Origin of the sequence: Azospirillum lipoferum 4B (assembly GCF_000283655.1) — a bacterium.
GTDB classification, from domain to species: domain Bacteria; phylum Pseudomonadota; class Alphaproteobacteria; order Azospirillales; family Azospirillaceae; genus Azospirillum; species Azospirillum lipoferum_C.
In genome coordinates this window covers 30,501-55,406 of the sequence record NC_016622.1, presented here as the reverse complement: position 1 = coordinate 55,406, position 24,906 = coordinate 30,501, and the positions used below count along the sequence as shown (strand labels likewise).

Annotated in this window: 27 protein-coding genes and 1 tRNA gene; 16 read left to right on the top strand and 12 right to left on the bottom strand. The window is 67.7% G+C overall.

Annotation, left to right across the window (positions count from 1 at the left end; translation table 11 throughout):
• Positions 1–390: 390 nt before the first annotated feature.
• Complete coding sequence (locus AZOLI_RS00275; RefSeq protein ID WP_014246559.1) at positions 391–1,479, top strand: porin; 1,089 nt, start codon at positions 391–393, stop codon at positions 1,477–1,479.
• Between the two features lie 70 nt (positions 1,480–1,549).
• Here the strand turns inward: AZOLI_RS00275 and AZOLI_RS00270 are convergent, their stop codons facing one another.
• Positions 1,550–2,137: a hypothetical protein gene (locus AZOLI_RS00270; protein ID WP_014246558.1), complete on the bottom strand. Its 588-nt coding sequence runs from the start codon at positions 2,135–2,137 to the stop codon at positions 1,550–1,552.
• 141 nt (positions 2,138–2,278) lie between these two features.
• Here AZOLI_RS00270 and AZOLI_RS00265 point away from each other — a divergent pair, with 141 nt between their 5' ends.
• Positions 2,279–3,022 (top strand): YggS family pyridoxal phosphate-dependent enzyme, encoded by a 744-nt coding sequence (locus AZOLI_RS00265; RefSeq protein WP_014246557.1) that lies wholly within the window; start codon positions 2,279–2,281, stop codon positions 3,020–3,022.
• A 26-nt stretch (positions 3,023–3,048) separates the two neighbouring features.
• Here AZOLI_RS00265 and AZOLI_RS00260 read toward each other — a convergent pair whose 3' ends face one another.
• From AZOLI_RS00260 to ribA, 3 genes are all read right to left on the bottom strand, one after another.
• Positions 3,049–3,582 carry a L,D-transpeptidase family protein gene (locus AZOLI_RS00260; RefSeq protein WP_014246556.1) on the bottom strand — a complete coding sequence of 178 codons (534 nt, stop codon included), beginning with the start codon at positions 3,580–3,582 and terminating at the stop codon, positions 3,049–3,051.
• Positions 3,579–4,574 (bottom strand): hypothetical protein, encoded by a 996-nt coding sequence (locus AZOLI_RS00255; protein ID WP_014246555.1) that lies wholly within the window; start codon positions 4,572–4,574, stop codon positions 3,579–3,581. Before AZOLI_RS00255 ends, AZOLI_RS00260 begins: the two co-directional genes overlap by 4 nt.
• Before the next feature lie 466 nt (positions 4,575–5,040).
• Positions 5,041–6,297, bottom strand: a complete 1,257-nt coding sequence (ribA, locus tag AZOLI_RS00250; RefSeq protein WP_014246554.1) for a GTP cyclohydrolase II — start codon at positions 6,295–6,297, stop codon at positions 5,041–5,043.
• A gap of 188 nt (positions 6,298–6,485) precedes the next feature.
• Here ribA and AZOLI_RS00245 point away from each other — a divergent pair, with 188 nt between their 5' ends.
• On the top strand, positions 6,486–7,016 hold the full coding sequence (locus tag AZOLI_RS00245; protein ID WP_014246553.1) for a hypothetical protein: 531 nt from the start codon (positions 6,486–6,488) through the stop codon (positions 7,014–7,016).
• A gap of 143 nt (positions 7,017–7,159) precedes the next feature.
• Complete coding sequence (locus AZOLI_RS00240) at positions 7,160–7,885, top strand: response regulator transcription factor (protein WP_014246552.1); 726 nt, start codon at positions 7,160–7,162, stop codon at positions 7,883–7,885.
• 43 nt (positions 7,886–7,928) lie between these two features.
• Here AZOLI_RS00240 and AZOLI_RS00235 read toward each other — a convergent pair whose 3' ends face one another.
• Complete coding sequence (locus AZOLI_RS00235; protein ID WP_044549346.1) at positions 7,929–8,711, bottom strand: hypothetical protein; 783 nt, start codon at positions 8,709–8,711, stop codon at positions 7,929–7,931.
• A gap of 261 nt (positions 8,712–8,972) precedes the next feature.
• On the opposite strand from AZOLI_RS00235, the gene AZOLI_RS00230 reads away from it, so the two are divergent.
• From AZOLI_RS00230 to AZOLI_RS00220, 3 genes are all read left to right on the top strand, one after another.
• A complete protein-coding gene (locus AZOLI_RS00230; RefSeq protein ID WP_014246550.1) occupies positions 8,973–9,860 on the top strand; it encodes an MBL fold metallo-hydrolase in 888 nt (295 codons plus the stop codon).
• 201 nt (positions 9,861–10,061) lie between these two features.
• Entirely contained in the window at positions 10,062–10,889 is an 828-nt protein-coding gene (locus AZOLI_RS00225; RefSeq protein ID WP_167331724.1) for a YcbK family protein, read from the top strand.
• 40 nt (positions 10,890–10,929) lie between these two features.
• Complete coding sequence (locus tag AZOLI_RS00220) at positions 10,930–11,511, top strand: histidine phosphatase family protein (RefSeq protein ID WP_014246548.1); 582 nt, start codon at positions 10,930–10,932, stop codon at positions 11,509–11,511.
• 39 nt (positions 11,512–11,550) lie between these two features.
• Here the strand turns inward: AZOLI_RS00220 and xth are convergent, their stop codons facing one another.
• Both xth and AZOLI_RS00210 read right to left on the bottom strand, forming a co-directional pair.
• Positions 11,551–12,345, bottom strand: a complete 795-nt coding sequence (gene xth, locus AZOLI_RS00215) for an exodeoxyribonuclease III (RefSeq protein ID WP_014246547.1) — start codon at positions 12,343–12,345, stop codon at positions 11,551–11,553.
• Between the two features lie 10 nt (positions 12,346–12,355).
• The gene (locus AZOLI_RS00210) at positions 12,356–13,039 is read right to left on the bottom strand and encodes a fumarylacetoacetate hydrolase family protein (RefSeq protein WP_014246546.1); all 684 of its coding nucleotides are present in this window, start codon (positions 13,037–13,039) and stop codon (positions 12,356–12,358) included.
• 424 nt (positions 13,040–13,463) lie between these two features.
• On the opposite strand from AZOLI_RS00210, the gene AZOLI_RS00205 reads away from it, so the two are divergent.
• The 3 genes from AZOLI_RS00205 (at position 13,464) to AZOLI_RS33010 (ending at position 14,654) form a co-directional block, all read left to right on the top strand.
• Entirely contained in the window at positions 13,464–13,958 is a 495-nt protein-coding gene (locus AZOLI_RS00205) for a MarR family winged helix-turn-helix transcriptional regulator (RefSeq protein WP_244442493.1), read from the top strand.
• Between the two features lie 173 nt (positions 13,959–14,131).
• Positions 14,132–14,470, top strand: coding sequence for a terminase TerL endonuclease subunit (locus AZOLI_RS33015; RefSeq protein WP_044549342.1), 339 nt, complete (start codon positions 14,132–14,134; stop codon positions 14,468–14,470).
• Complete coding sequence (locus AZOLI_RS33010; protein ID WP_197541518.1) at positions 14,454–14,654, top strand: hypothetical protein; 201 nt, start codon at positions 14,454–14,456, stop codon at positions 14,652–14,654. Before AZOLI_RS33015 ends, AZOLI_RS33010 begins: the two co-directional genes overlap by 17 nt.
• A 183-nt stretch (positions 14,655–14,837) precedes the next feature.
• Here AZOLI_RS33010 and AZOLI_RS30850 read toward each other — a convergent pair whose 3' ends face one another.
• The 4 genes from AZOLI_RS30850 to AZOLI_RS00190 all read right to left on the bottom strand — a co-directional run bounded on the left by AZOLI_RS30850 (position 14,838) and on the right by AZOLI_RS00190 (position 17,945).
• Complete coding sequence (locus tag AZOLI_RS30850; RefSeq protein ID WP_014246544.1) at positions 14,838–15,317, bottom strand: hypothetical protein; 480 nt, start codon at positions 15,315–15,317, stop codon at positions 14,838–14,840.
• 23 nt (positions 15,318–15,340) lie between these two features.
• The gene (locus tag AZOLI_RS30845; RefSeq protein ID WP_081505888.1) at positions 15,341–16,486 is read right to left on the bottom strand and encodes a HigA family addiction module antitoxin; all 1,146 of its coding nucleotides are present in this window, start codon (positions 16,484–16,486) and stop codon (positions 15,341–15,343) included.
• Positions 16,487–16,976: 490 nt separating this feature from the next.
• A tRNA-Ser gene (locus AZOLI_RS00195) sits at positions 16,977–17,067 on the bottom strand.
• A gap of 80 nt (positions 17,068–17,147) precedes the next feature.
• Complete coding sequence (locus AZOLI_RS00190; RefSeq protein WP_044549340.1) at positions 17,148–17,945, bottom strand: alpha/beta hydrolase; 798 nt, start codon at positions 17,943–17,945, stop codon at positions 17,148–17,150.
• Between the two features lie 114 nt (positions 17,946–18,059).
• Between AZOLI_RS00190 and AZOLI_RS00185 the strand changes: the two genes are divergently transcribed.
• Both AZOLI_RS00185 and AZOLI_RS00180 read left to right on the top strand, forming a co-directional pair.
• On the top strand, positions 18,060–19,298 hold the full coding sequence (locus AZOLI_RS00185) for a glycosyltransferase family 4 protein (RefSeq protein WP_044549337.1): 1,239 nt from the start codon (positions 18,060–18,062) through the stop codon (positions 19,296–19,298).
• 55 nt (positions 19,299–19,353) lie between these two features.
• A complete protein-coding gene (locus AZOLI_RS00180; protein WP_014246539.1) occupies positions 19,354–20,232 on the top strand; it encodes a TIGR01459 family HAD-type hydrolase in 879 nt (292 codons plus the stop codon).
• Between the two features lie 27 nt (positions 20,233–20,259).
• Here the strand turns inward: AZOLI_RS00180 and AZOLI_RS00175 are convergent, their stop codons facing one another.
• Entirely contained in the window at positions 20,260–20,493 is a 234-nt protein-coding gene (locus AZOLI_RS00175; RefSeq protein ID WP_014246538.1) for a ribbon-helix-helix domain-containing protein, read from the bottom strand.
• Positions 20,494–20,894: 401 nt separating this feature from the next.
• Here AZOLI_RS00175 and AZOLI_RS00170 point away from each other — a divergent pair, with 401 nt between their 5' ends.
• The 4 genes from AZOLI_RS00170 to AZOLI_RS00155 all read left to right on the top strand — a co-directional run bounded on the left by AZOLI_RS00170 (position 20,895) and on the right by AZOLI_RS00155 (position 24,901).
• Positions 20,895–22,067 (top strand): hypothetical protein, encoded by a 1,173-nt coding sequence (locus AZOLI_RS00170; protein WP_014246537.1) that lies wholly within the window; start codon positions 20,895–20,897, stop codon positions 22,065–22,067.
• Between the two features lie 13 nt (positions 22,068–22,080).
• A complete protein-coding gene (locus AZOLI_RS00165; RefSeq protein ID WP_014246536.1) occupies positions 22,081–23,067 on the top strand; it encodes an SH3 domain-containing protein in 987 nt (328 codons plus the stop codon).
• 254 nt (positions 23,068–23,321) lie between these two features.
• Positions 23,322–23,588 carry a hypothetical protein gene (locus AZOLI_RS00160; RefSeq protein WP_014246535.1) on the top strand — a complete coding sequence of 89 codons (267 nt, stop codon included), beginning with the start codon at positions 23,322–23,324 and terminating at the stop codon, positions 23,586–23,588.
• A gap of 149 nt (positions 23,589–23,737) precedes the next feature.
• A complete protein-coding gene (locus AZOLI_RS00155) occupies positions 23,738–24,901 on the top strand; it encodes a TIGR03862 family flavoprotein (protein WP_044550214.1) in 1,164 nt (387 codons plus the stop codon).
• Positions 24,902–24,906 lie beyond the last annotated feature (5 nt).

The following is a 24,906-nucleotide window of genomic DNA, read 5'->3' as shown; positions in this document are numbered from 1 at the left end:
CGGACTTTTTCATGTGCGCCGCCGGGACGACGAGGTGCCGCAACATGGCCGCACTTCCGTCAAAGTAGAGCTTCCGCTTCCCCCAGTTGTTTCAGCTTTTGACCGGCTCATCGCTGCTCTCCGCCAAGCTGATTACCCCATTCGACTGAGGTTACAGCGATATTCTATGAAGTCACCATCGGGAAAGCATCGGTCCCTTAGCATCCGAAGCGACATGATCCGGGATTCCGTGCTTTCTTGGCAACTGCATCCGGAATGCGATGACTATCCGTTTCTTTGCCACTTGCCGGTCTGATGGGTGCGGGATTAAGTCATGGGATGCAATGACACCGCTGGCCCCCCGGGATCGCAATCAGGACCGCCGGGATGCATGCACCAAGGATGACATCCATGAAGCGCTCTCTCGTGATCGGCTGCGCAGCCGTTGCCCTCACCGCCGGCTGCGGCACGGCCTCGGCCCAGTCGAAGTTCGACATCCTGCTGGGTGGCGACGCCTACTTCCAGGGGGCCTACGTCGACCAGGACAACGACACCAGCCTTCGCCAGACCGAGTTCGCCAACCGCTTCCGCCTGACCATCACGCCGACCGCCAAGGCCGACAACGGCCTGGAATACGGCGCCCGCCTGCGCTTGCGCGCCGCCAGCGGCACCGGCAACAACCGCAGCACCGACAACGACCGTGCGTTCATCTTCGTGAACGGCAGCTTCGGCACCATCCAGGGCGGCGTGATCAACGGCCTTTCGGACGAATACGGCATCATCGGCCCGAACGTCGAGGGCATCGAAGGGTCGCCGGACGCCCAGTACCTGAACTATTACGCCAGTGCAAACGGCGCCCCCTATGTGCTGGGCAGCCTGCGCACGCTGGAGTCGGGCGACGCCAGTTCAAAGATCATCTACCTGTCGCCGAGCTACTCCGGCTTCCAGGTCGGCGCCGCCTACACACCGACCTACGGCAGCAGCAACACCGACGTGAACCGCGTCAAGAACAGCACCGCCTACCACGACATGGCCGAAATCCAGGCCACCTACAAGGGCGAGTTCAGCGGCTTCGGCGTGGAGGCGAGCGCTGCCTACCAGTTCGCCAAGGCGGCCAGCGGTCTTGAGGATCTGTCCTCGGTCCATGTCGGCGCCAACCTGTCCTATGCCGGGTTCAAGGTCGGCGGCAGCTACGCTTTCAGCGGCGACAGCGGCTATGCCACCGGCACCCGCGGGGTGGACGACCAGCAGCTCTGGATCGTCGGCGTCAACTACACCATGGGCCCGGTCATCCTGGCGGCCAACTACACCGACGCCCAGGGCATCGACAGCAACTTCTCCGGCCTGAATTCCCGCGCCCATGTCTGGCAAGCCGGCGTGACCTACACCGTTGCTCCCGGCCTGACCACGGGCCTGGAATACAGCTATCTCGACAACAAGGTCGGCGGCGTGAACAACGACGCCAACATCATCCTGTGGGACACCCGCTTCGCCTTCTGAGCGGCGGGTTCCGGACCGAAAACGGAAAAGGCGGCGGAGCGATCCGCCGCCTTCGCGTTTTTCAGGCCGCTCACTTCTTCGGGGCGGACTTGGGCTGCTCCGGCTTGGCGTTCTTGTCCGCGGTCTCGCACATCATGAACAGCACCGACGATTCCAGCGGCGTCCAGACCAGCAGGTAGCGCGACTTCTCGCGGTCGGCGAGGAAGGCGACGATCTCGGGATCGGTCACGGCCTTGGGGTGGATTTCACCCAGCAGGTAGCCGATGCGGCCATAGTTGGCCATCGTGCCCTGGAAGATGAAGTCCAGCCGCTCCTGGTCGTCCTTGGCGATCTCCCAGCCGAACTGCTCCTGGCGCACGCAACGGCGGCCATATTCGTCCAGGATCTTGTCCATATAGCTGCGATAGGAGCCGTCGTCGGTCAGCGGATAGGCCGGCTCGCTGAAGCGGACCTTGGTCATCGGCGATCCCGCCATGACCTTGGCCTTCCCCTGCTTGCCGGCGGGCTTCGCCGGGGCCGCGGCCTTCGGCGCGGGTTTCGCGGGTTCTTCGGCGCGGACGGGGGTGGCGGCAATCAGGCCGGCGCCCAGCGCTGCCGGCAAGACGGCCGCGGCGGCAAGCAGGCTGGCGGAGAGCAGGGAACGAAACGGACTCCGCATGCGGAGGTCTCCTCGATGTGCAGACGATGACGATGCCGGCGCCCCCATCCGGACGCTTTGGGGCGCTTGCGTTTCCGCGAACCGTCCGCTAACACGCCGCTGAAGCGCTGTACACCCGCAGCGACCGGATTGGGGGCGGCCATGACGACGACGCAGGGCACTGGCAAAGATACGCAAACCGGCGACAAAACAGGCGGTTCCGCGATTGGCGACAGCGTGACGGCCCGTCTCGACTCGGTGCGCCGCGCCATTGCGGAAACGGCTGCGGCCTGCGGTCGCGGCGAGGAGACGGTGACGCTGGTCGCGGTGTCGAAGACCCACCCCGCCGAGGCGGTGGAGGAAGCGCTGGCGGCCGGCCGGCGCGTGTTCGGCGAGAACCGCGTGCAGGAGGCCAAGGCCAAGTTCCCGGCACTGAAGGAGCGCTTTTCCGATCTGGAACTGCACCTGATCGGGCCGCTGCAGACCAACAAGGTCAAGGACGCCGTCGCCCTGTTCGACGTGATCCAGACCCTGGACCGCCCCAAGCTGGCCGAAGCACTGGCCGACGAGATGGCGAAGACCGGCCGCCGCCCGCGCTGCCTCATCGAGGTCAACACCGGCGAGGAGCCGCAGAAAGCCGGCATCGCCCCGGCCGAGGTCGAAGCCTTCCTTGCCGACTGCCGCGACCGGCTGGGGCTGCCCGTCACCGGGCTGATGTGCATCCCGCCGGTGGACGAGGAGCCGGCGATGCATTTCGCCCTGCTGGCGGAGATGGCGCGCCGGCTGGGACTGGCCGAGATCAGCATGGGCATGAGCGGCGATTACGAAACTGCGGTGCGGTTCGGTGCCACCCATGTGCGGGTCGGCACGGCGATCTTCGGCGCGCGCCCCTATCCCACGGAATAACGGCCCGCAGTCCTCCGGCAGGCGCATCATCCCGCCGGTGCGGCGACGCTCAGCGCGCTGCCCGGCCCGCAGTCCTTCAACAGGCGCAGCATGTCCTCGGGGGCCAGCGCGACGCAGCCGGCGGTCGGCGCCCGGTCCGGCCGGATCAGGTGCATGAACACGGCGCTGCCAAGTCCCGGCACGACCGGGTCGTCGTTGTGCCCCATCACCACCACGACGTCGTAGACATGATCGTCCCGCCACATCGCCTCGTGGCTGGCGGGATAGGGGCGCGTGACCGGACGGTTGTAGGCCGTGTCCTCCGGCGCGTCGCACCAGCCGTCTTCCTCGGCGATGGCGCCGAGCGGCAGGCCGGTTTCCGGCGGCGGCAGCCGGTCGGCGCGCCACAGGACACGGCGCAGCACGAAGCGGCCGACAGGGGTGGCGCCGTCGCCCTCCCGCTTGTCGGCGCGCACGCCGCCGCGGCCGAGCACACAGGCGACATCGCCGCCGGGCCAGCGCAGGCGGCCGGTGGTCGACTCCGGACCGCCCTCCGGCGTCACGGTGATCTCGATGCTCATCCCGATACCCGCGTGGTGCTGGCGGCGCCCTGGGCCGCTTTGCGCGACTGCTCATACTTCGCCAGATTGCGCATCATCGTTTCCGACAGCATGTCCGGCGGAACCGGCGCCGGCCCAGCGGCGGCATCGCCCGGCGCGGCGTTGGCGGGCTGGGCGGTAGCGGGCTGGGCGGGCGCAGCCTGATTGGAAGTGGCGGAAGCGGCACCGGCGGCGCGCGCGGCGGCCATGACCGACCCGGGGACCGGGGCGGCGTTGCGGGGCACGCTGTGCTTGGCCAGGGCCGAACTGGCGAGCGGCGTATCGCGCGCCGGCATCTTGCTGGGATGCGGCACCGCACCGCCGCCCGCCAGCTGCGCCGCCAGCGCAGGCGAGGCCTCGGCGGCAGGGGCGGACGCAGGAGCGGGGCCCGGAGCGGAGAGCCTGACCGGCTGACCGGTCGCCATGGGGGAGTTCGCAACGGAAGCGGCCGATGGAGCGGGCGGGCTGGCCGCCGCCAGTGCCGCGGCGAGACCGCCTGCGGGCGGTGCTCCCACCGCGGCCTTGGACGGCTGCTTACCGGACGGATCCGCGGGGGAGCCGGATTTGGCCGGCCCCCCCGAGGCGTCCGCGACGGCCGTGGGGGTGGCGGGATGGTCACCGCCCCCAAAGCCGAGCGAGGCCATGACCGTGTCCCCGACGTCCTTGCCCGTCGATTGTTCGATCACCGCGTTGGCGATGGACGCCATGCCGCCGATGACGCCGCCATACAGGATGTCGCCCATGACCCGCATGGACGGCTGGATGGTGTCGCCGGTGATCTCGCGATAGACGGTGCTGACGATCGGGATGTGCTGCAACGGGTTGATGATGTCCAGGAAGTCCCAGAAGGACATGTCGCCCTGGATTTCGACCGACCCGCCATTGTGGCCGCCGTCGATGACCGGCGACGCCTTTTCGCGCGGCGCCGGACGATGGACGGCGCTGCTGTCGATGGTGGTGGCGTCGATGGCCATGGGCGGTCTCCCGGCTCGGTGGTCACCGCAGGGTACAGCAATCCCCGTGCCAACCAGATCCATCCCGCCCGGTCCGGCAGGGCTATCGCATTTGGGAATTCGAGTGACGGCGTTGCGCTGCCGGAAGCCCTTCTCCCCTTGTGGGAGAAGGGTTGGGATGAGGGGTGCAGCCGGTCGCAGACCGTTGGAAATTAACGATTCGCGACCCCTCACCCCCACCCGCGGGTCGGCAAAACGCCGTTGGCGTTTGGCCGATCCCGCCCCGCAAGGGGAGAGGGGCTTCGCGTGCGAACGAACTTCAAATGCAATTGCCCCTCCCGGTCCGGAATCCCGCGATTCGGGAGGTTCGGGGCGGTCCGCACCCGGAATCCGATTCCCAGTGGCGGAGGCGATGGCGGATGGCGGCAAGAACTGCCGGGTCGGCGGGGCGATTCGTGCCCCGCCATTCCGGCTCGGAACCAATGGCTCAGAACATGTGGCCGCTGCGCTCCGCCTTGGTGCGCAGATAGCCTTCGTTGTGGCCGTTGGCGGGGAAGATATGGGCCACCCGCTCCACCACCGCGATGCCGCAGCGGGCGAGCTGGCGCAGCTTTTCCGGATTGTTGGTCATCAGCCGCACGGCGGAGAAGCCCAGCTGGCGCAGCATCTCCGCCGCCGGCAGATAGACCCGCTCGTCCGCTTCGAAGCCGAGGATCTCGTTGGCGTCCACGGTGTCGAAACCGCGGTCCTGGATCCGGTAGGCGCGCAGCTTGTTGACCAGCCCAATGCCGCGCCCCTCCTGCGCCAGATACAGCAGCACGCCGCTGCCCTGCCGGGCGATCTCGGCGATGGCGCCGCGCAGCTGGTCGCCGCAGTCGCAGCGCAGGGATCCCAGCAGGTCGCCGGTGAAGCATTCGGAATGCAGGCGGGCCAGCACCGGCTGGTCCGGATCGGGATCGCCGATGACGATGGCCAGATGCTCCGGCCCGCCGTCGGCCGGGCGGAAGGCATAGATCCGCGTGTTCTCTGACCCCACCAGAGGCACCCGCGCGTCAGCGACGCGGCGGAGCGTGCGCACCACATGGACGCGGTAATCGGCGACGTCCGACGCACGCACCAGCAGCAGGTCGTGCTCCGCCGCCCAATCGGCGGCGCTGGTGCCGGCCGCGGGGCCGGAAGACGGCAGGTCGGCGGTGATGGCGGCGGGAAGCAGGCGGGCCAGACGGGCGAGATCGACGGCGGCGGCCTCGCGGCTGCCGGGACGGGCGTCAGCGACGGTCAATCCGGCAGGCAGCGCGCCCTGCGCCTGGGGGTGCTGTTCGGGATCGGCCAGCGCGTGGGCCTGGTCGGCGGTCAGCCCGCCGGGCCGGTCGAGCGCCATGGCGCCGAAGCTTTCGGTGGAGGACCCCGGTGCCTGATCGCCGGCGATGTCGCTCACCGGCTGCGCCGCATCGGCGGAGGCAAGCCCCAGCACCACGGCCCGGCGGCGGGTAACCACCAGCCGCGGCGTGCCGCCGGTCAGCGCCTTCAGCCGTTCCACCGCGTCGAGCGCCACCGATTCCACCGACACCGCCGCGCCGACGGTGCCGTCGGCGGTCTCGATCGCCACGACCTCGCCACGGCGCAACGCGGCCAGCGCCCGGTCGACGGCGCGCACGGCAGCCTCGTCGATGGGCGCCGGGGAGGCCGCCGGTGCGGACAGGGTGGCCGTCGTGGTGGTGTCGGTCGGGTGTTCGGCTTGCATCGTCAGCGGCTTTGCGTAGCGGGAGCGCCGGTTTCGGCGCAAGAACGGGACATGGTGCGTTCGGCGGCCGAAGCAAAGCGCAGGTGGCGCGCCCCTGTCCAGCGATTCCCGCGCGCCACACCGTTGCCGAAGGCGCAACGATCCCGCTAGCCTGCCCCGACCGTCCCCTCATCCAGAGCCCTTGCCCCGTGACGATCCAGACCCCGCCGTCTCAAGAACCGCCCGCCGCCCTCCATGCGGTGATGCCGGCCGAGCTTCCCGCCGACGCCTATGGCCGCCGCATGATCGGGGCGCTGCGTGACGCCGGGGCCGGCATGACGGTTCACGCCCTGCCCGGCCCCTATCCGCAGGTCGATCCCTCGGCGATCCTGGCGGCCGACATCGCCCTGGCCCGGCTGCCCGATGGCGCACCGGTCCTGCTGGACGGCAACGCCCTGTTCAATCTGGCCGCCAGCCTGCCGGCCGACGAGCGCCGCCTGCGCTTCGTCGCGCTGGTCGACCGGCTGCACTGGGCCGATCCGGCGTTGACCGCCGACGAGGCCGCGGTTCACCGCAACCTGGAACAGGGGGCGCTGTCCCTGATGCGCCGGGTCGTGGTGCCGGACGACGATACCGCCGCCGCGGTGCGGGCGCTGGGGGTTCAGCCCGACCGTGTGGTGCGCGCCGCCGCGGACGGCGGCGGTGCCGCGGCGCTGATGGCGGTGCTGGCCGCGCTGTAAGGGGTTGTCCGGCCGCGTTCCGCCCTGCCCTTTTGCCCCGCCCACAAGCCACCACGACAATCCACCGCCGCCATGCTACTAAGGCGCGGCCCCGGCCTTGCCGTCCGGTGGCGCCCGCTTCCCGCTTTCGTGCCGCACGCCCCATGATCCCTGCAAAGCGCATCCTCCTGGTCGATGACGACACCGCCCTGCGCCAGTCGCTGGCGGAGCAGCTGCGGCTGCTGGAGGAGTTCGAGACCGAGGAGGCCGGCGACGGCGCCGGGGCATTGTCCGCGGTCCGGGCGGGGGCCATGGCAGGGGCTGCGGCCGGAGCCGCGGGGGCCGGTTTTTCCGCCATCCTGCTCGACGTCGGGCTGCCGGACATGGACGGGCGCGATGTCTGCAAGCTGCTGCGGCGCGAAGGCGTGCGCTGCCCCATCATCATGCTGACCGCATCGGCCAGCGATGCCGACACCATCCTGGGGCTGGAATCCGGCGCCAACGATTATGTGACCAAGCCCTTCCGCCTGGGGGTGCTGATCGCCCGGCTGCGTGCCCAGCTGCGCCAGTTCGAGCAGACGGAGGACGCCGTCTTCGCCATCGGCCCCTACAGCTTCCGCCCTGGCGCCAAGCTGCTGCTGGACGAGACCGCCAACAGGAAGATCCGCCTGACTGAAAAGGAAACGGCGATCCTGAAATACCTGTACCGGGCCGGCGATCTGGTGGTGAGTCGCGAAACCCTGCTGGGAGAGGTCTGGGGCTACAACGCCGCGGTCACCACCCACACGCTGGAGACCCACGTCTACCGCCTGCGGCAGAAGATCGAGGCCGATCCGTCCAACGCCCGCATCCTGGTGACGGAGCCCGGCGGTTACCGGCTGGTGCCGTAAACGCCCGATTGCGCGACCGGCCTGCCGACGTTCAAAACCACCTTCACGTGGACCGCCCGTAAGTGGGCCGCCCGCAAGGGGCCAGTCCCCGCCGGCTTCCGCGTTCGGCAATGGTGACCTCGCCGGCGAAGCCCAGCCAGCGCTGGCGTTCGCGCTCGCCCGACGGATGCCGGCCCAGCCGCGCGGCACCCAGGCCGATGGCGGACGGCCCGCCCCACAGCCCCCGGCCGCGCGGCACCACCGGCAGGAGCCGCAGCTTGCGCCCGACAATCGCCATCCGCCGGCGCCAGTGGCTGACGTCATGCGGCGACACGCCGACGCGGCGCGCGATCTCGCGGTCCGACAGCAGGGCGCTGCCGGGGTCCTGCAGCAGTTCCAGCACGGCGCGCCGCTTGTCGGTGTCGGCGTGGCGGGAGTGCTTGCGCTCCAGCGCCTTGCCCATGTCCCACAGCTTTTCCGCCGTCTCGCGCGCCAAGGTGCGCCAGCGGTCGGCCTCCTCGCGCTGGCGGTCGGCATCGCCCGACGCCTTGTCGAGCTGGCGGCGCAGGGTGGCGAGTTCCAGTTCCAGATCCTTCACCTGCCGGCGCAGGCCGCGGACAAGCTCGTCCGGCGGCGGCGGCGGGGCCGGCGCACCGGCCGGCTCGACGGCGGGAGGCGGTTCCGCGGCCGGGGGAGGCACCGGCGTTCGTGCCCGCTCCGCAAGGTCGCGGAAGGACAGGCCGGCGCGCGACAGCATGATCCGGGCGGCGCGCAGCGCGGACAGCGCCTCGCCCTGATGCTCCGACTCGGCCATGGCGAGGACTTTGGCGAGCTTGTCAGGATCCATCCGCGTCGGGTTCCGCCGGAGCCGGTCCCCACCCGCGCGGGGACCCTGGTAGGTCATGCCGCGCAATGCGCGACGAGCCCCAACCTACCACATCTTATGGGTTTGGACAGGTGCCCTTCGTGGGTCGGCGACTCGCGGCCCGCCCGTTCGAAAGGCGCGCCACCATCCAACATCCCGCCCGGAAGGGGAAGCCCCGGAAGAGAGACGGGGGTAAGAGATTCGCTAGACTTGGGCCAGCGGGACCGCCACCATGGCGCCGTCATGACCGTCAGCAATACGATCGATTCCGCTCCCCCGCCCGCTCCGGAAGAGGCCGGCGGCACGTCCCCCTTCACCGTCCGCTTCTGGGGCGTGCGCGGCAGCATCGCGTCGCCCGGGCCGACAACCATCCGCTATGGCGGCAACACCGCCTGCATCGAGGTCCGCTGCGGCGGCGCCCACATCGTCTTCGACTGCGGCACCGGCATCCGCCCGCTCGGCGAATCGCTGGCCAGGGGCGGCGGGCCGGTGGACATCGACCTGCTGCTGACCCACAGCCATCTCGACCACATCTGCGGCCTGCCCTTCTTCGCCCCCGCCTTCGATCCGGGCAGCCGGCTGCGGCTGTGGGCCGGGCATCTGCCGCCGGAACGGCCCTTCCGCACCGTGCTGTCGGACATGATGACGGCGCCGCTGTTTCCGGTGCCGGTGGAGATCTTCCGCGCCGATTGCCAGTTCCGCGACTTCCAGGCCGGCCAGACGCTGGAACCGGCGCCGGGCGTGGTGGTGCGCACCTGCGCGCTGAACCATCCCGACGGCGCCACCGGCTATCGGGTGGAACATGGCGGCCACAGCCTGTGCGTCCTGACCGACACCGAACATCCGGCCGTGGGACGCGACCCGGTGATCCTCGACCTGCTGCGGGGTGCCGACCTGATGGTGTATGACAGCACCTACACCGACGCCGAATATCCGGCACGCGTCGGCTGGGGCCATTCGACCTGGCAGGAGTGCCTGCGGTTGGCCGAGGCCGCCGACGTCGGCCGCGCGGTGATCTTCCACCACGACCCTGCCCGCACCGACGACGAGCTGGACGCCATCGCGGCGGAGGCGGAAGCAATGCGCCCCGGATCGCTGGTGGCCCGCGAGGGGATGGAGCTGTCCCTGTAGGACGCCCCTCCGTCCAGGTTGAATCTCGGAAATTTTTTCTCCCCCTCGAAAACTCTTGTGCGTGTCGATTGCGCCACAGGTTGCTTTGTCACACTGGCCTCGTGTGACATTCTTGGTATTAGATCGGACCTGCAACCCCGCCACGATTGGGGCGGGCGGGGATCGTTGGGGCGTGCAAAGCTTGGGGGAAAAGCGATGCGCATGACCGGTCGTGCCTTTGGTATGCTTGCCGTCCTGACCGTCGCGACGCAGCTTGGCGGCTGCGCCACCGCACCGTCGCTTGAAAGCGCCAAGCTGGACGGCGCACCGCGCAGCGTGGTCCTGCACCATCCCGGCAGCGGCGAGACGGTGGCCGTCACCTACTGGCGTCCCGGCGACGGCTATGACCCGGCGGCGATGCGCGAGATCTCCGTCCTGTTCCGCGACCGCCGCAGCGACGAGACGATCCCGATCGACCCGTCGCTGATCGACATGCTGGTGGAACTGCGCCAGCGCGTCGGCGCAGCGCCCGAGTCGCCGATCCGCATCACCTCGGGCTACCGGTCGAGCGCCACCAACGCCAGCCTCTCCCGCAGCAACCCGAACGTCGCCGAGAATTCCTACCACCTGCGCGGACAGGCGGCGGACTTCTCCATCGCCGGCGTACCCCCGGCCCGGCTGGCGGAAGAGGCGGCGGCGATGCAGCGCGGCGGCTATGCGATGTACGCCCACACCGGCCATGTCCATGTCGACACCGGCCCCTTCCGCACCTGGACGCCGAAGACCGGCGAACCGCGCGCTCCGCAGATCCTGGAGGCGCAGGCCCGTGCCCGTGCCAAGGCCCAATCCCAGGCGCTGGCACTCGCCCAGAAGGCCGGCAACGCGAAGGCGCGCGTGCAGGTGGCCGATGCGGGATCGAAGCCGATCAAGGCTCCTGGCAAGTCGCCGGCCGCTCCTGGCGCCAAGGCGCCTCCTCCCGATCTGGCGCGCGTCCGCGTGGTCCTGGCCCAGGTGAAGGAAATGCCGGTGCAGAAGCCGGCGAAGCGCTAAACTGCGGGCGATCCTTTCCCAGAGGCGTCCCGCTATCGTCATGACCACCCTGCTGATTCTCCGCCACGGCCCGACCGCCTGGAACGCCGAAGGGCGCATCCAGGGCAGCATCGACGAGCCGCTGTCCGACGCCGGCCGCGCGCGGGTCGCCCGCTATCGCCTGCCGCCCGAGTCGGCCGGTTTGCGCTGGGTCGCCAGCCCGAAGCGCCGCGCCTGGGAAACCGCGCTGCTGCTCGGCCTCGACCCCACGCCGGAACCGCGGATCGTCGAAATGGATTGGGGCGAGTGGGAGGGTCTGCGCACCGAGGATCTGCGCGCCGACGGCCGCATGCCCGCCCGCCACGACCGGCTGGGCCTGGACTACAAGGCCCCCGGCGGCGAAAGCCCGCGCGAGGTGCTGGCCCGCCTGCGCAGCTGGCTCGCCGACCTTGCCGCCGACGGACGCCCGACCGGCGCCGTCGCCCACAACGGCATCCTGCGCGCCCTCTATGCGCTCGCCACCGGCTGGAACATGCGCGACGACCCGGCGGAGGAGTTGCGCAACGGCTGCGCCCACCTGTTCCGGCTGGCGGAGGACGGCACGCCGTCGGTCCTGCGGATGAATATCGGGCTGCTGGAATAGAGGAAGGGGGCCGCGGCGACGGCCCCCCTTCCCCATCGATCAGACGTTCAGATCGACGATCACCGGCACATGGTCCGAAGGCTTCGGTTCCCAGCCGCGGGCGTCACGCAACACCTTAATGCCCTGCAACGCGCCTTCCAGCGGCGGCGTCACCCAGATGTGGTCCAGCCGCCGGCCGCGGTTGGAGGCAGCCCAGTCCTTCGCCCGATAGCTCCACCAGGTGTAGAGCTTCTCCTCCGGCGGCACGAAGCGGCGCATGGCGTCGATCCAGCCGGCCGAGGCCTGCATTGCCGCCAGCTTTTCCACCTCGATCGGCGTGTGGGAGACCACCGTCAGCAATTCCCGATGGCTCCAGACATCCTGTTCCAGCGGCGCGATATTCAGGTCGCCGACCAGCACCATCGGACGGTCGGGCGTCCGCTCCGTGCCCAGCCAGTGGGTCATCTCGTCCAGGAACTGGAGCTTGTGGGCGAACTTGTCGTTCACCGCCGGGTCGGGGATGTCGCCGCCGGCGGGGATGTAGACGCAGTGCAGCTCGATCCCGCCCGGCAGATGGGCGAGCGCGTGGCGGCAGTCCTGCTTGCCGCACCAATGCTGGACATCGTGCGAAGAGAAGGGCAGGCGCGACAGGATGGCGACGCCGTTGTAGCCCTTCATCCCGTGGATGTGGGCGTGGACATAGCCGCGCTCCACCAGGGGGCCGAGCGGGAAATCGGCGTCCACCACCTTGGTTTCCTGCAGGCAGATCACGTCCGGCCGCTCCTCCTCGATCAGGCGGAAGAGGAGGTCCAGACGCATGCGGACCGAATTGATGTTCCAGGTCGCGATGCGCATGTCCGGCGGCTCAGGCGATGGTCAGGGTCAGGGTGCCGACGCCCTCGACCGCGCCGGTCAGCACGTCGCCGGCCACCACCGGGCCGACGCCCTCCGGCGTTCCGGTATAGATCAGGTCGCCCGGCTGCAGCTCGACCAGCCCGGACAGGTAGGAGATCGTCTCCGCCACCGACCAGATCAGGTCGGACAGGTCGCCCTTCTGCCGCAACTCGCCGTTCACCTGCAGGGTGACCGCGCCCTTGTCCGGATGGCCGATGTCGGCGACGGTGCGGATGGCGGAACACGGCGCCGACCGGTCGAAGCCCTTGCCCATGTCCCAGGGCTTGCCTTCCTTCTTGGCGGCGTTCTGCAGGTCGCGCCGGGTCATGTCGAGCCCGACGGCATAGCCGAACACATGGTCCAGCGCCCGGTCGACCGGAATGTCGCGGCCACCGGTCCTGATCGCCACCACCAGTTCGATCTCGTGGTGCAGGTTGGCGGTGCGGGGCGGATAGGGAATGGTGGCGCCGTCGGCGACGATGGCGTCGGCCGGCTTCATGAAGAAGAAGGGCGGCTCGCGGTCGGGATCGGCGCCCATTTCGCGCGCATGGGCGGCATAGTTGCGGCCGACGCAATAGATGCGGCGCACCGGAAACGGATCGCCGCCCACGACGGGGACGGCCGGCTGGGACCACAGGGGAATGGCGAAGGCCATGGCATCGGCTCTCAAGATTGGAACGCTCCCGAACAGCTAACCCGAAAGCCGCCGACGGACCAAGCGTCCAACCATCCGCCCTGCCCTGCAAAGCGGAGCCGATTTCCTGTTCGAGGGAGGGCGACTCGGAGCCCACCGGCGTCCGGAAACGAAGACGCCCGGTCTGGGGGGGACCGGGCGTCGGAAGCTCCGATTCGGGAACCCGCAAGCGGCAGGGGAAACCGCAGGGCGGGCGATCGGCGTCAAATCGGCGTCGACCACTTCTTGACTCTTCAAGATGGAATTTGTATGGGCGCCAACCAATACGTTTCACGCATATCTGGCATGCATATCATATCGACCGTGCAGTTCTTGCTGACAAACGAAAGCCATACCCGCATTTTATCCGTTCATCCGATAATTCATCCAAAACATGGCATCCACGGTGACTGAAAACGAGCGTTCCACCCCCGCCGACCGGCGGTCGCGTCTGCGCCCCGGCAAGAACGGCAAGCTCGCCCTTGGCCCCCTTCCCGAGCTCGTGGGGTATAACCTGCGCAAGGCCCAGGTCGCGGTGTTCCAGAGCTTTCAGAACGCGGTCGCTCCGCACGACATCACGCCTGGCCAGTTCGGCGTGCTGATCATGATCCGCGAGAACGAGGGGCTGTCGCAGTCCGACCTGGGCACGGCGGTCGGCATCGACCGGTCGACCATGGTCGCGGTGATCGACCGTCTCGAGTCGCGCGGCCTCGTCGTCCGCGCCCCCTCGCCCAACGACCGCCGCTCCTACGCGCTGCGCCTGTCGCCGGAAGGCCAGTCCCTGATGGACGACCTGATCCCGCGCGTCCAGGCCCACGACCAGGGCATGGTCAAGGACCTGTCCCCGGAAGAGCAGGCGCAGTTCATCGACTTCCTGCGCCGCGTGTCGCGGGCGAAGTAAGGGGCATCTCCCCTTCCGTTCCAGGCACCGGAAACGACTGACAGCCCGCCCCGCACCGGCATTGCCGGATGTGGGCGGGCTTTTCTATTTGGCGCATCGGAGCAAGTCGCCGGCTGTATGCTGAAGAGCAGCGCAAAATGAAAAAGGCTCACTCGACGGGTCCGTTCGTTGAGATGAGTCCGGGTGACAACCTGCGCGGCCGGCAGGACCGGGACGGGGTGCCCTATGTGCGCTGGGCCGATGTCGGACTGATCGAACCGACGCCGGGCAACGTGGTGGACTTCCGCGCGGTGGAGGACTGCATCCGCGACCTGTGCGACCGCTTCAACGTGGTGTCGGTGGGGATCGACCCGCACCTTGCCCGGTCCACGCTGAACACGCTGACCGAGGACGGCTATCCGGCTGTGGAGGTGCGGCAGGGGTGGGTGACGATGGCGCCAGCGACCAAGGAGTTGGAGCGCGCCATCATTGGGCGGCAGTTCCAGCACGGCGGGCATGAGGTGCTGCGTTAGTGCTTCCGACCACATCCAGGTGGAGACCGACCGGGCCGGCAACCGGCTCTTCAGCAAGGGTAAGGCGCGGGAGCGGATCGACGGCGCCTTGGCCTGCGCCATCGCCATGTCGCTGGCGCAACACGGCGAGGCGGGAGGTTCCATCTACGATCTGGACTTGCCCGACGATGAGTTTTTCGTCTGAGCCGAAGCGAACCTATGCCGCGGGGGAGCCGAGACTGCGCTCTATCGAGCGGGCTGCGCCTCTCGCCCGGAATCTGTAATACAGAATATCGTTGGCAAATCTATGTAGGCTGGAATGGAAACAAACTGATTTTCTGCCGCTTGAACAGGTAGATCTGATGTACCTGTTCAAGCGACAGTCTCATCAAGCAGCATCCTCATTATCGTCTGGCGCATTCAGACGCCATTCGATATCTAGAGATAGGTCCATTGGCAATGCAATCGGCTCTTCATCGGGATGCCTACTGTTCCAATAAGAGGCATCCAAAGTAAGTTGCAAACCATCTCCAATCATCTGCTCTCTTCTATTAACAAGAGACTTGTGCATAACTTTTCGAGGGGCTTCGTTAATATCCCACCATGTGTAGAATGTCATTTGCCCACTTTGAACGGGCACCGCATGATAAACTCGATAGGGGCGCCCAGTATTGGGATCTCGGCCGATTTCTTCACGCGCCGCATCAGAAAATTGCTTCGCCAACATTTCAACTGGCGATTTTGGTTGGGGCATAGGCCAACCTTTCTTCAGCGCATACAGCGCCACCTTTTGCATATCAATTTCTTGCTCCCCAGACTCATCTTTCCAGGCTCGAATTAAACGCTGCATATCTCGCTTCTTACTCATGATGATCTTCCTCTAGTATTTGATTAAAAGTCTACTGGGGCAACGTCGCCCCAACCATCGACGATTGCACTAGGTGCAATGAAGCTTCGCACCTTTACCAAGTGATTCCGGAATCTGTCATATCGACCCGTCAACCTCTGGAGCTGCCCAGCAACAAGACCTGGATGAACATTAATAGTTTTTGAAAATCCAAGGAGATCTACCTCAGAGAAAAATGGAGCTTTCCTTGCAACAAACGCATCAATCATCTTTTTTGGAACACAAAAGTTAGATGCAGCTTCATTAGCTACTCGCTCTTCTTCTGGTATGTTTGAATTTACCCCAGCCTTTTCTCCTTCAAGTTCAGCATCCAATATTGGTGCAGACTTACCATGTCCTTGCAATACATGTTCAATTTCATGCCGAAGCACAAACCAGAAGTTATCTATTCTGTCATAACGCATGGAAAGACCAATCACCGGGGATCGTTCATTGAGCCAAAAGCAGACCCCATCAATCTTTGCTGACGGCAAGGTCTCAACGAGAACAAATCGGATCCCAGCCTCATTCAGTATTCTTGGAACCTTTCTCAAATCCTCCGGATGACGGCGTAAATCACTAAGCCTTCTTACTGCCTCTTGACCGCTCTGTGTTGTGTATGGGGCTACGATCAACTCACTTGCAATGCGGCGGACACGGTATAGCCAAGCAAGTTGAGTTGATGTTACTTCAGGCCCAACAATCGTCTTTTTAGCGGCATGAGGCAAAATTTCGATTTGATCTGGCGAGTCTACCCCGAAGAATTTTGCAAGAGATCTCTCAACCGTTGGCACATCACGAATGTCATCAGCTTCAATCCAACAGCGCTTAATCATTTCAGCGACTGGCAAGCCTCCAAAAAGGTGCGCACGTGTCTTTCTGCCAGGATCAGGGCGCGCGGCAATTCTCGCTTTGGCAAGATCATAGTCTTTTTGAAGCTCAAGAAAACGCTCAGCAGCTACACCGAACACCTCTTCTAGAGACAGCGCCATCGCAGCGCTGACCGACTGCTTGTCAGACACAATGCGGGTAATTCCCGATTCGTCCACATCTAAGACAATAGCCAAAGTGCGCTTTGTCCAGCCGCGATCTTTCAAAAGCGCCTCGATAAGCTGACCCGGTGTTCGATATTCTGCTGCGTCGATGGTCATATTATCGCCTTTATATCCCCCAGCGCTCTGCTAGCATGAGCTGGATCCCATAATAGCGAACTTGCGCAAAATCGCAAACTTGGTTTTCTTTTTTAACCAAGTTTGGGGGGGCATCAAACGGCGCTATAGGATCGCGGTACAGCACAGCGGCCGCGGCTCGAATTGGGGACGCTGAACGTGTTCAGCGGGGACGCTGGCAGCCGGCTATGCGTCCCCAATATTACTCAATATCTTCAATGAAATAGGTGCTGCGGGAACGCTGCGGACGCTGGGGACGCTGTTTTGCCCCAACTCTCTAGCCTTACCCTCTCCGCGGTTCGCAACGCCACATGCGGGCGAAACTTCTGGCAATCTGTGAGAAAGGGGTTTCCGTCCGTCCACGTCCGCTGACAGCGGCAACAATGCGATCAAAAGTGTGGGGCAAACTGTGGGGAAGGCACTTTCGGGAAATGAAAAAGCCCAAGCAAATCAATTGCTTGGGCTGAATTCGTGGCGGAGGGAGAGGGATTCGAACCCTCGATACGCTTTTGACGTATACACACTTTCCAGGCGTGCGCCTTCAACCGCTCGGCCACCCCTCCGTAGAGGCCCGCGTTATAGCCAGAGGTTCGCGGCTATGCAAGCCTCCGTTTCACGCGGGCGACGTTTTTTTGGCAGCGCGCTAAACCGCTCCAATCTCATCCACCAGGGCGCCGACGGTGCGGCACAGCAGGTCCAGATCCTGGGGGCGGGACAGGCGGTGGTCGCCGTCCTTCACCAGGGTGATGCGGACATCGTCGCCGGTCAGCGCTTCGGCGATTCGCAGGCTGAGCTGCCAGGGGACGTCGGGGTCGCGCTGGCCGTGCAGCAGGCGGACGGGACCGCCATAGGCGATTGGGCCGCGCAGCAGCAGGTGGTTGCGGCCGTCCTCGATCAGGGCGCGGGTGATCGGCTGGGGTTCGGGACCGTACTCCGACGGGCGGTTCCAGACGCCCTGCTCCATGATCTGCCGGCGGATGTCGGCGTCGAAGATGTCCCACATCAGGTCTTCGGTGAAATCGGGGGCCGGCGCGATGCCGACCAGCCCGGCCACCCGCTCCGGACGGCGGAGCGCGGTCAGCAGCATCATCCAGCCGCCCATGGAGGAGCCGACCAGGATCTGCGGTCCCGTCGTCACCCGGTCCAGCACCGCCAGCGCGTCGTCGGCCCACAGGCCGATGGTGCCGTCGGCGAAACGGCCGCTGGAAGTGCCGTGGCCCTGATAGTCGAAGCGGGTGAAGGACAGGCCGCGCTCCACCGCCCACGCCTCCAGCGTGGTCGCCTTGCCGCCGGTCATGTCGGACATGAAGCCGCCCAGGAATATGAGGCCGGGCTTGCCCTGTCCGGACGGACCGGCAGGGGTGTGGTGATAGGCTATGGTCGCCGCACCGCGCGTTAGGCTATGGTGCGCGCCGCCCGGTTGGGCTGCGGTTTCGGTCATACGGTCACCTTCGGCAACGGATACCGGCATACGGTCGGACACCGGTTCGACGGACGCCGGCATGCCGCGGCCCGCGGCCGGTCCCGGGCCGCCCCTTGCGAAGCAGCCGGCATCATGGATTTCGACCCCCACCTTACCACCGACCAGTCCCCGCGCAACGCGGACGCCCATCAGGACACCCGCCTCCCCCACTGGCCGGGCGGCCGGGCGCCGACGGTGCTGCAGGTGGTGCCGACTCTGGTCACCGGCGGGGCGGAGCGCGGCTGCATCGACATGGCGCTTGCCCTGCAGGCCGCAGGCGGCGCCCCGCTGGTGGCATCGGAAGGCGGGCCGATGGTGCGGGAACTGGACCGCGCCCGCATCGCCCACCTGACCCTGCCGCTGGCCTCCAAGAACCCGCTGACCATCCGCCGCAACGCCCGCCGACTGGCCGCCATCATCCGCGAGCACAAGGTGGACATCGTCCATGCCCGCTCCCGCGCCCCGGCCTGGAGCGCGTGGCTGGCCTGCCGCGAGACCGGCGCGCGCTACATGACCACCTTCCACGCCCCCTATAATTTCGGCAGCGGGCCGGTCGGCGGCCGGCTGAAGCGCTGGTACAACTCAGTGATGGCGCGGGGCGAGCGGGTGATCGCCATCTCCGGCTTCATCCGTGACCATGTGCTGGGCAACTATCCGGTCGATCCGGCGCGGGTGCGCGTCATCCACCGCGGCATCGACCGCAGCGTCTTCGCCCCCGACCGGGTCAGCCCGACGCGGCTGGTGACGCTCGCCAAGCAATGGAACCTGCCGGACGACCGGCCGGTGATCCTGCTGCCCGGCCGGCTGACCCGCTGGAAGGGCCAGATCGTGCTGATCGACGCGCTGGCCAAGCTGGGACGCAAGGACGTGCTGGCCCTGCTGGTCGGCTCCGACCAGGGCCGCACCGGCTACCGGGAGGAGCTGGAGAACCGCATCGCCACCAATGGCCTGCGCGGCGTGGTGCGGATGACCGACCATTGCAGTGACATGGCCGCGGCCTACCTGTTGTCGACGGTGGTCGTCTCCGCCTCGCGCGAGCCGGAAGCCTTCGGGCGGGTGATCGTGGAGGCGCAGGCGATGGGCAAGCCGGTGATCGTCTCGGCCATCGGCGCCTATCAGGAGACCGTCGTCCCCGGCGAAACCGCCTGGGTGGTGCCGCCGGACGATCCCGACGCGCTGGCCCGCGCACTGGACGAGGCGCTGTCGCTGAGCCCGGATCAGCGCGACGCCATCGGCGCCCGCGCCATGGCCTTCGTGGCGGACCGCTACACCAAGGACCGCATGTGCGCCGACACGTTGGCGGTCTATGCGGAGTTGCTGCAACCGCGCTGAGGCCGGCTTGTTGACGCAATTCGACTTTCAACCCACCATCAACCGACCGGACACCATGGCCGACATCCGACAGATTTCCGGCATCGCCGAGGTCATCGACCGCTATGACGGGTTCATCCTGGACCTGTGGGGCGTTCTGCATGACGGCGAGCAGCCCTATCCCGGCGTGCCCGATTGCCTGGACCGCATGCGCGCCGCCGGCAAGACCGTGTGCCTCCTGTCCAACGCCCCGCGCCGTACCACCGGCGTGATCGAAAAGCTCGATGGCATGGGGCTGGGGCGCGAGCGCTACGACCATGTCATGACGTCGGGCGAGGCGAGCTATGAGGCCCTGCGCGACCGCGACGACCCCTGGCACGCGGCACTCGGCCGGCGGCTCTACCACATCGGGCCGGATCGCGACACCGACGTCTATGACGGGCTTGGCTATCAGGTTGCGGCAACCCCGGCCGAGGCCGACTTCGTCGTCAACACCGGCATCGTGACCTTCGGCGAGACGGTGGCGGACTATCAGCCGCAACTGGACGCCTGCCTTGCCGCCGGCCTGCCGATGATCTGCGCCAACCCGGATCTCGTGGTCATGGTCGGGCCGATGCTGGTGATCTGCGCCGGCACGCTGGCCGCCCGGTACGAGGAGATGGGCGGCGACGTGCGCCAGCACGGCAAGCCCCATGCTCCGGTCTACGAGCGCTGCTTCAAGCTGCTGGGCATCGCGGACAAGAGCCGCATCCTGGCCGTGGGCGACAGCCTGCGCACCGATGTCGCCGGCGCCAACGCCGCAGGAATCGACGTGGCTCTGGTCACCGCCGGCATCCATCAGGAGGAGTTGGGCGGAGCGGCATGGGGCGAGGCGGTCGACCCGGTCAACCTGCGGGCACTGGCCGACGCCTCCGGCCACATGCCGACTTATGCGATGCCCAGCCTGCGCTGGTGAGCGTTCGTCGCCCGAGCCTGCCCGCCATCAGTCCATCGGAACCGCGTCGTCCAACGCCTTGCGCAGCAGGGGCGACGGACCGTCTTCCGAAAAGCCGCGGTTGCCGATGGCGGTGCGGAAATAGCTGACGATGAACACGCGGATGGAGGCGGTCAGGTTCGCCTCCCCCCGCCGTTCGTCGATCCGGCTGCAAATCTCGTTCAAGGACAGCCGTTCACGCTCGCAGATTTCCTTCAGCGAGTCCCAGATGTACGGCTCCATCCTCAGGCTTGTTCGACGCCCGCTCACCTTCACGTTGCGGCAGAGCAGCCCCGGCCCTTCCTTACCTCCGCCCGTGCCCGCCATGGGAATTCCCGTTCCTCATCCGTTGCGCGTCCCGCCCGCTTGGTTCGGGGCAATACATCCATTTGTGTGACGATATTGCAAGCGGCGTGTGCCATCCAAGTCAATTTCGACCCACGGCTGCGGTTCAGCGCGACAATCGGGCGCAGGCGGGTATCGCTTCCAACCGCAGATCGACAGGTTGCCGGGAAAAAGCCGCTTCCTTTGGCTCACGCCTTCGCTATACCAGTGCCGAATCATTCCTGCGGGAATCGGGCGGACACCGATCGGGCGGAACGGCCTGACGGACGTACCGGGCGGTGGAAGTGGAAGGATCGGCGATGAAACGACCGGGAAACCGACGATTCGCGGGCTGCGTCGCGGCCGGCGCCATCGCTGCCCTGTTGGCCGGCGGTGTCGCACTCGCCCTGCCCTCCGGATATGCCCGGGCCGAGGTGGCGGCCTCCGCTGAACAGGGTCTGGAAACCGCCATCCGCGCCCGCATCGAGGCGATGCTGCCGGCGCCCTGGCGCATCGAATCGCTGATGGTGGAGCCGCTGCCCGACGCGGCCGCCCAATCGCCGGAACCGCGAGCGGCGGCGCGGGTGACCGCCAGGGTGGTGCTGGGTGCCCCGACCTATCTGGTCGACAGCCGCGAAGGGCCGGTGACCTTCCTGCGCCCGGCGGCCGATGCCGGTCTGGCGAAGAGTTGGGTGGCGACCGCGCACGGCACCCGCGGCGCCGATGGCTGGACGGTCGCGCTGACGCCGCAGACCCCCGGCCTGCTCGAGGGCATCGGCAAGCCCGCCGCGGAGCTGCCCGGCCGCACCGTGGTGCTGGGCACTGCCGAAGCCAGGAGCCTGCGCGAACAGTTGGACCGCGATGCCGCCCAACGGCTGGCCGACGACACCGAACGCCGCCGACGCGAAGAGGAACGGCTGGCCCAGCAGACCGCCGCCGCCAAGGCCGAAGCCTCCCGTGCCGAGACCGAACGCCGGGCCGTCGAGGCGCGCATCGCCCAGCTGGCCGACCTGCGCGGCAAACTGGCCGGCAACGACCGCGCGGCACGGCTGGCCGCCTTCGAAGCGGCGCTGGGCGGCAACGACCCGGCATTGCGCCAGACGGCGATGGAGGCGGCGCTGCAAAGCCGCGATCCTGTGGTCGCCAATCTGGCGCTGAAGGACTGGATCGCGCGGCGCCGGGCCGTGCCGATCCAGCTCTATGCCACCAAGGAGGATCCGAGTTCCGAGGTGGTGGTGCAGAATCTGGGACCGATGACGCTGGAGATCGACGGCTTCAGCCCGGTCAACGGGGCGCTGGCCGGCAAGCTGGGCGCCCCCGGCTACAGCATCGCGCGGCCGTCCAGCATCGTCGGCACCCTGGCGCAGACCGAACTGGCGGTGAACTCCTTCGGCTGCGCCCTCACCCTGCGGCTGACCGAACACCGGACGCTGGACGGGCTTCTGCGCTGCCAGACCCTGCCGACGCTGATCGCCCGCATCACGCTTGACTGAGGGGTGAGGGCCGATGGGCGACGCGTTTCCGAAAGGGCTCCGGCGGGCATCGGCGCTGGTCCTGCTGCTCGCCGCGCCAACCGGTGTGCTGGCCCAGATGCCGGCCGAAACGCCGGCCGAGCGTTTCACCCCGCCCGCCTCCCCCATTGTCGCCCTGCCCCGCCTGACCCCGGCACGACCCGTCTCGCCGCCACCGAACCCGGACGTGGTCTGGGAACATCCGCCGGAGGTGCCTGCCCCGCTGTCGCCGGTCAGCCCGCAGGCCGGCCCGGCCCCGGCCCCGGCCCCGATCCGGACGCCCATTCCCGCGGGGAGGACACCGGAGCCGAAGCCTGCCGATCTCCAAAACGCCGACCAAGGGATTGCCGAAACGGGGCAAGCCCTCGCCGCGGTTCCTCCCCTGCCACAGGTAAAGCCGCAGCCCGAACCTGCCGGCCAGCCGGCGCCGAAAGAGCCGGAGAAGACCGTTGCCGCCCGGCGGACGATGGTTGCCACCGCCGGCATCTATCTGCGCGCCACGCCGGACGCCAAGGGCCGGGTTCTCGACACGGTGGAGAAGGGCGACCGCGTGGAGGCCTTCGGCGCGCCGGTGAACGGCTGGCAGCGGGTGGGCCGCGCCGGCAAGCCGCAGGGCTACGTCACCACCGCCTACCTGACGGAGGTCGCGGCCGACCGCGGCGAGCCGGCCTCCCCGGCCAAACCCGGCCGCTATGCCAAGGCCGACCGGGAGGACCGCGGCTGCGCCCTGCCCGACGACCTGCCCAGGGTCCAATCGGAGCGGGCGCAGACCGCCCGCCTGCCCCAGGGCACCGTCGCCCGGCTGCGCGCCGCCGGCAATCTGCGCGTCGCCCCGGTCTGCGACGCCAAGGTGCTGGACGTGCTGAATACGGGCGAGCGCGTGACGGTGATGGAGGCCATCGGCGGCTGGTACAAGGTCGGGCGAAAGGGCAAGGCGCTGGGCTATGTCGGCGCGGCGCTGCTCGCCCCCGCCAAGCGCTGAAGGGGCTGGGCCGGAAAGCGGTACGGAGCTACCCGGAAGGTCACGCCACCGCCCTCCGTGAAGGGGCTTGTTCGCCCGTGAAAAAGGATTCTACAACAAGGGGGAGGCCGAACTATCGCGGACGACCACAGCCCCTTCAAAACTGAGCCGGGGCGTGCCCGTTACCTCCGACGGTTCGACCACTCCCGCCGGCCATGCGGCGCCGGTCCAGCCGGGCGGGGGCGCGAAGCACGACCGGGACAAGGATCCACACGATGTCGACCCAACACAAACAAGCCATGGACGCGGTCCTGCAGGCCGCCGCGCACGACATCGTCGCCACCCTGCAGGAGCGGGACATCACCGACCGCCACAGCGAGGAAGGCGATCTCGTCGTCCTCGACGTCGCCATCCTGCACGCCTACCGCATCTTCATGCGCATCTGCGAAGAGAACGGCCTGGAGGTCGACGCCGGCTATTTCGCCGATCTCGCCGCCGACCTCGCCGAGGAAGTGGCGCAGGACCAGGATTACGAGGACTGAACTCGGGAAACCGAGGTCGAGACGAGAATGCCCCCGCCCTTCCCCGCGCAGCACGGGAAGGGCGGGGGCACGTCCTTTTGTGAAAGCCCTGCCAAGTGCCCCATACCACCCCTGACGTGGCAATCGTCGGCGCCGGCCCTGCCGGGCTGATGGCGGCGGAAATCGCCGCGGCCACCGGCCTGCGGGTCGCCGTGTTCGACCACACGCCCACCCCGGCGCGCAAGCTGCTGCTGGCCGGGCGGGGCGGGCTGAACCTGACCCATTCGGAACCGCTCGACCGCTTCCTGCCGCGTTACGGTGCGGCGGAACCGCTGTTCCGCCGACTGCTGGCCGGTTTCTCGCCCGACGACCTGCGCGGCTGGGCCGCCGGGCTGGGCATCGAAACCTTCGTCGGCAGCAGCGGCCGCGTCTTTCCGGTGCAGATGAAGGCCTCCACCCTGGTCCGCGCCTGGCTGCGGCAGCTGGACGGGCTGGGCGTCACCCTGCACAGCCGCCATCGCTGGACCGGCTGGGACGGGACCGGTGCGCTGACGTTCCACCATGGTGGGGAGAGCGTCACCGTCGCCCCGCGCGCCACCCTGCTGGCGCTGGGCGGGGCGAGCTGGCCACGCACGGGATCGGATGGCGGCTGGGTCCCCCTGCTGGAGGGGCTGGGGGTGGAGGTGGCGCCGCTGGTGCCGTCCAACATGGGCTTCGAGGTGCCCTGGTCCGATCACCTGCGCAGCCGCTTCGCCGGCCAGCCGGTGAAGAGCGTCGGCTTGTCCGCTGCCGGCCGCCGGTTGAAGGGCGAGTTCGTCATCACCGAGACCGGGATCGAAGGCGGCGCGGTCTATGCGCTGAGCGCCCCGCTTCGCGACGCCATCGCCGCCGAGGGCTGGGCGACCCTGACGCTGGACCTGCTGCCGGACATGGCGGAGGCCGAACTGGTCAAGCGCCTGCGCCGCCGCGGCGCGGAGTCGCTGTCCACCTTCCTGAAGAAGTCGCTGTCCTTGACCGGCCCGCGCGCCGCCCTGTTGCGCGAGTTCGCCCCCGCCGCCGACCTGTCCGACCCGGTGGCGCTGGCCCGCCAGATCAAAGGGCTGTCGGTGGTGCTGACCGGCCTCCGCCCCATCGAGCGGGCGATCTCCTCGGCCGGCGGCGTCCGCCTGTCGGAGTTGGATGACCGGCTGATGCTGGCCCGCCGCCCCGGCCTGTTCCTGGCCGGCGAGATGCTGGACTGGGAGGCGCCGACCGGCGGCTATCTGCTGCAGGGCTGCTTCGCCATGGGCGCGGCGGCCGGCAAGGGCATGGTGGAGTGGCTGGGGCAGCAGTGAAGACA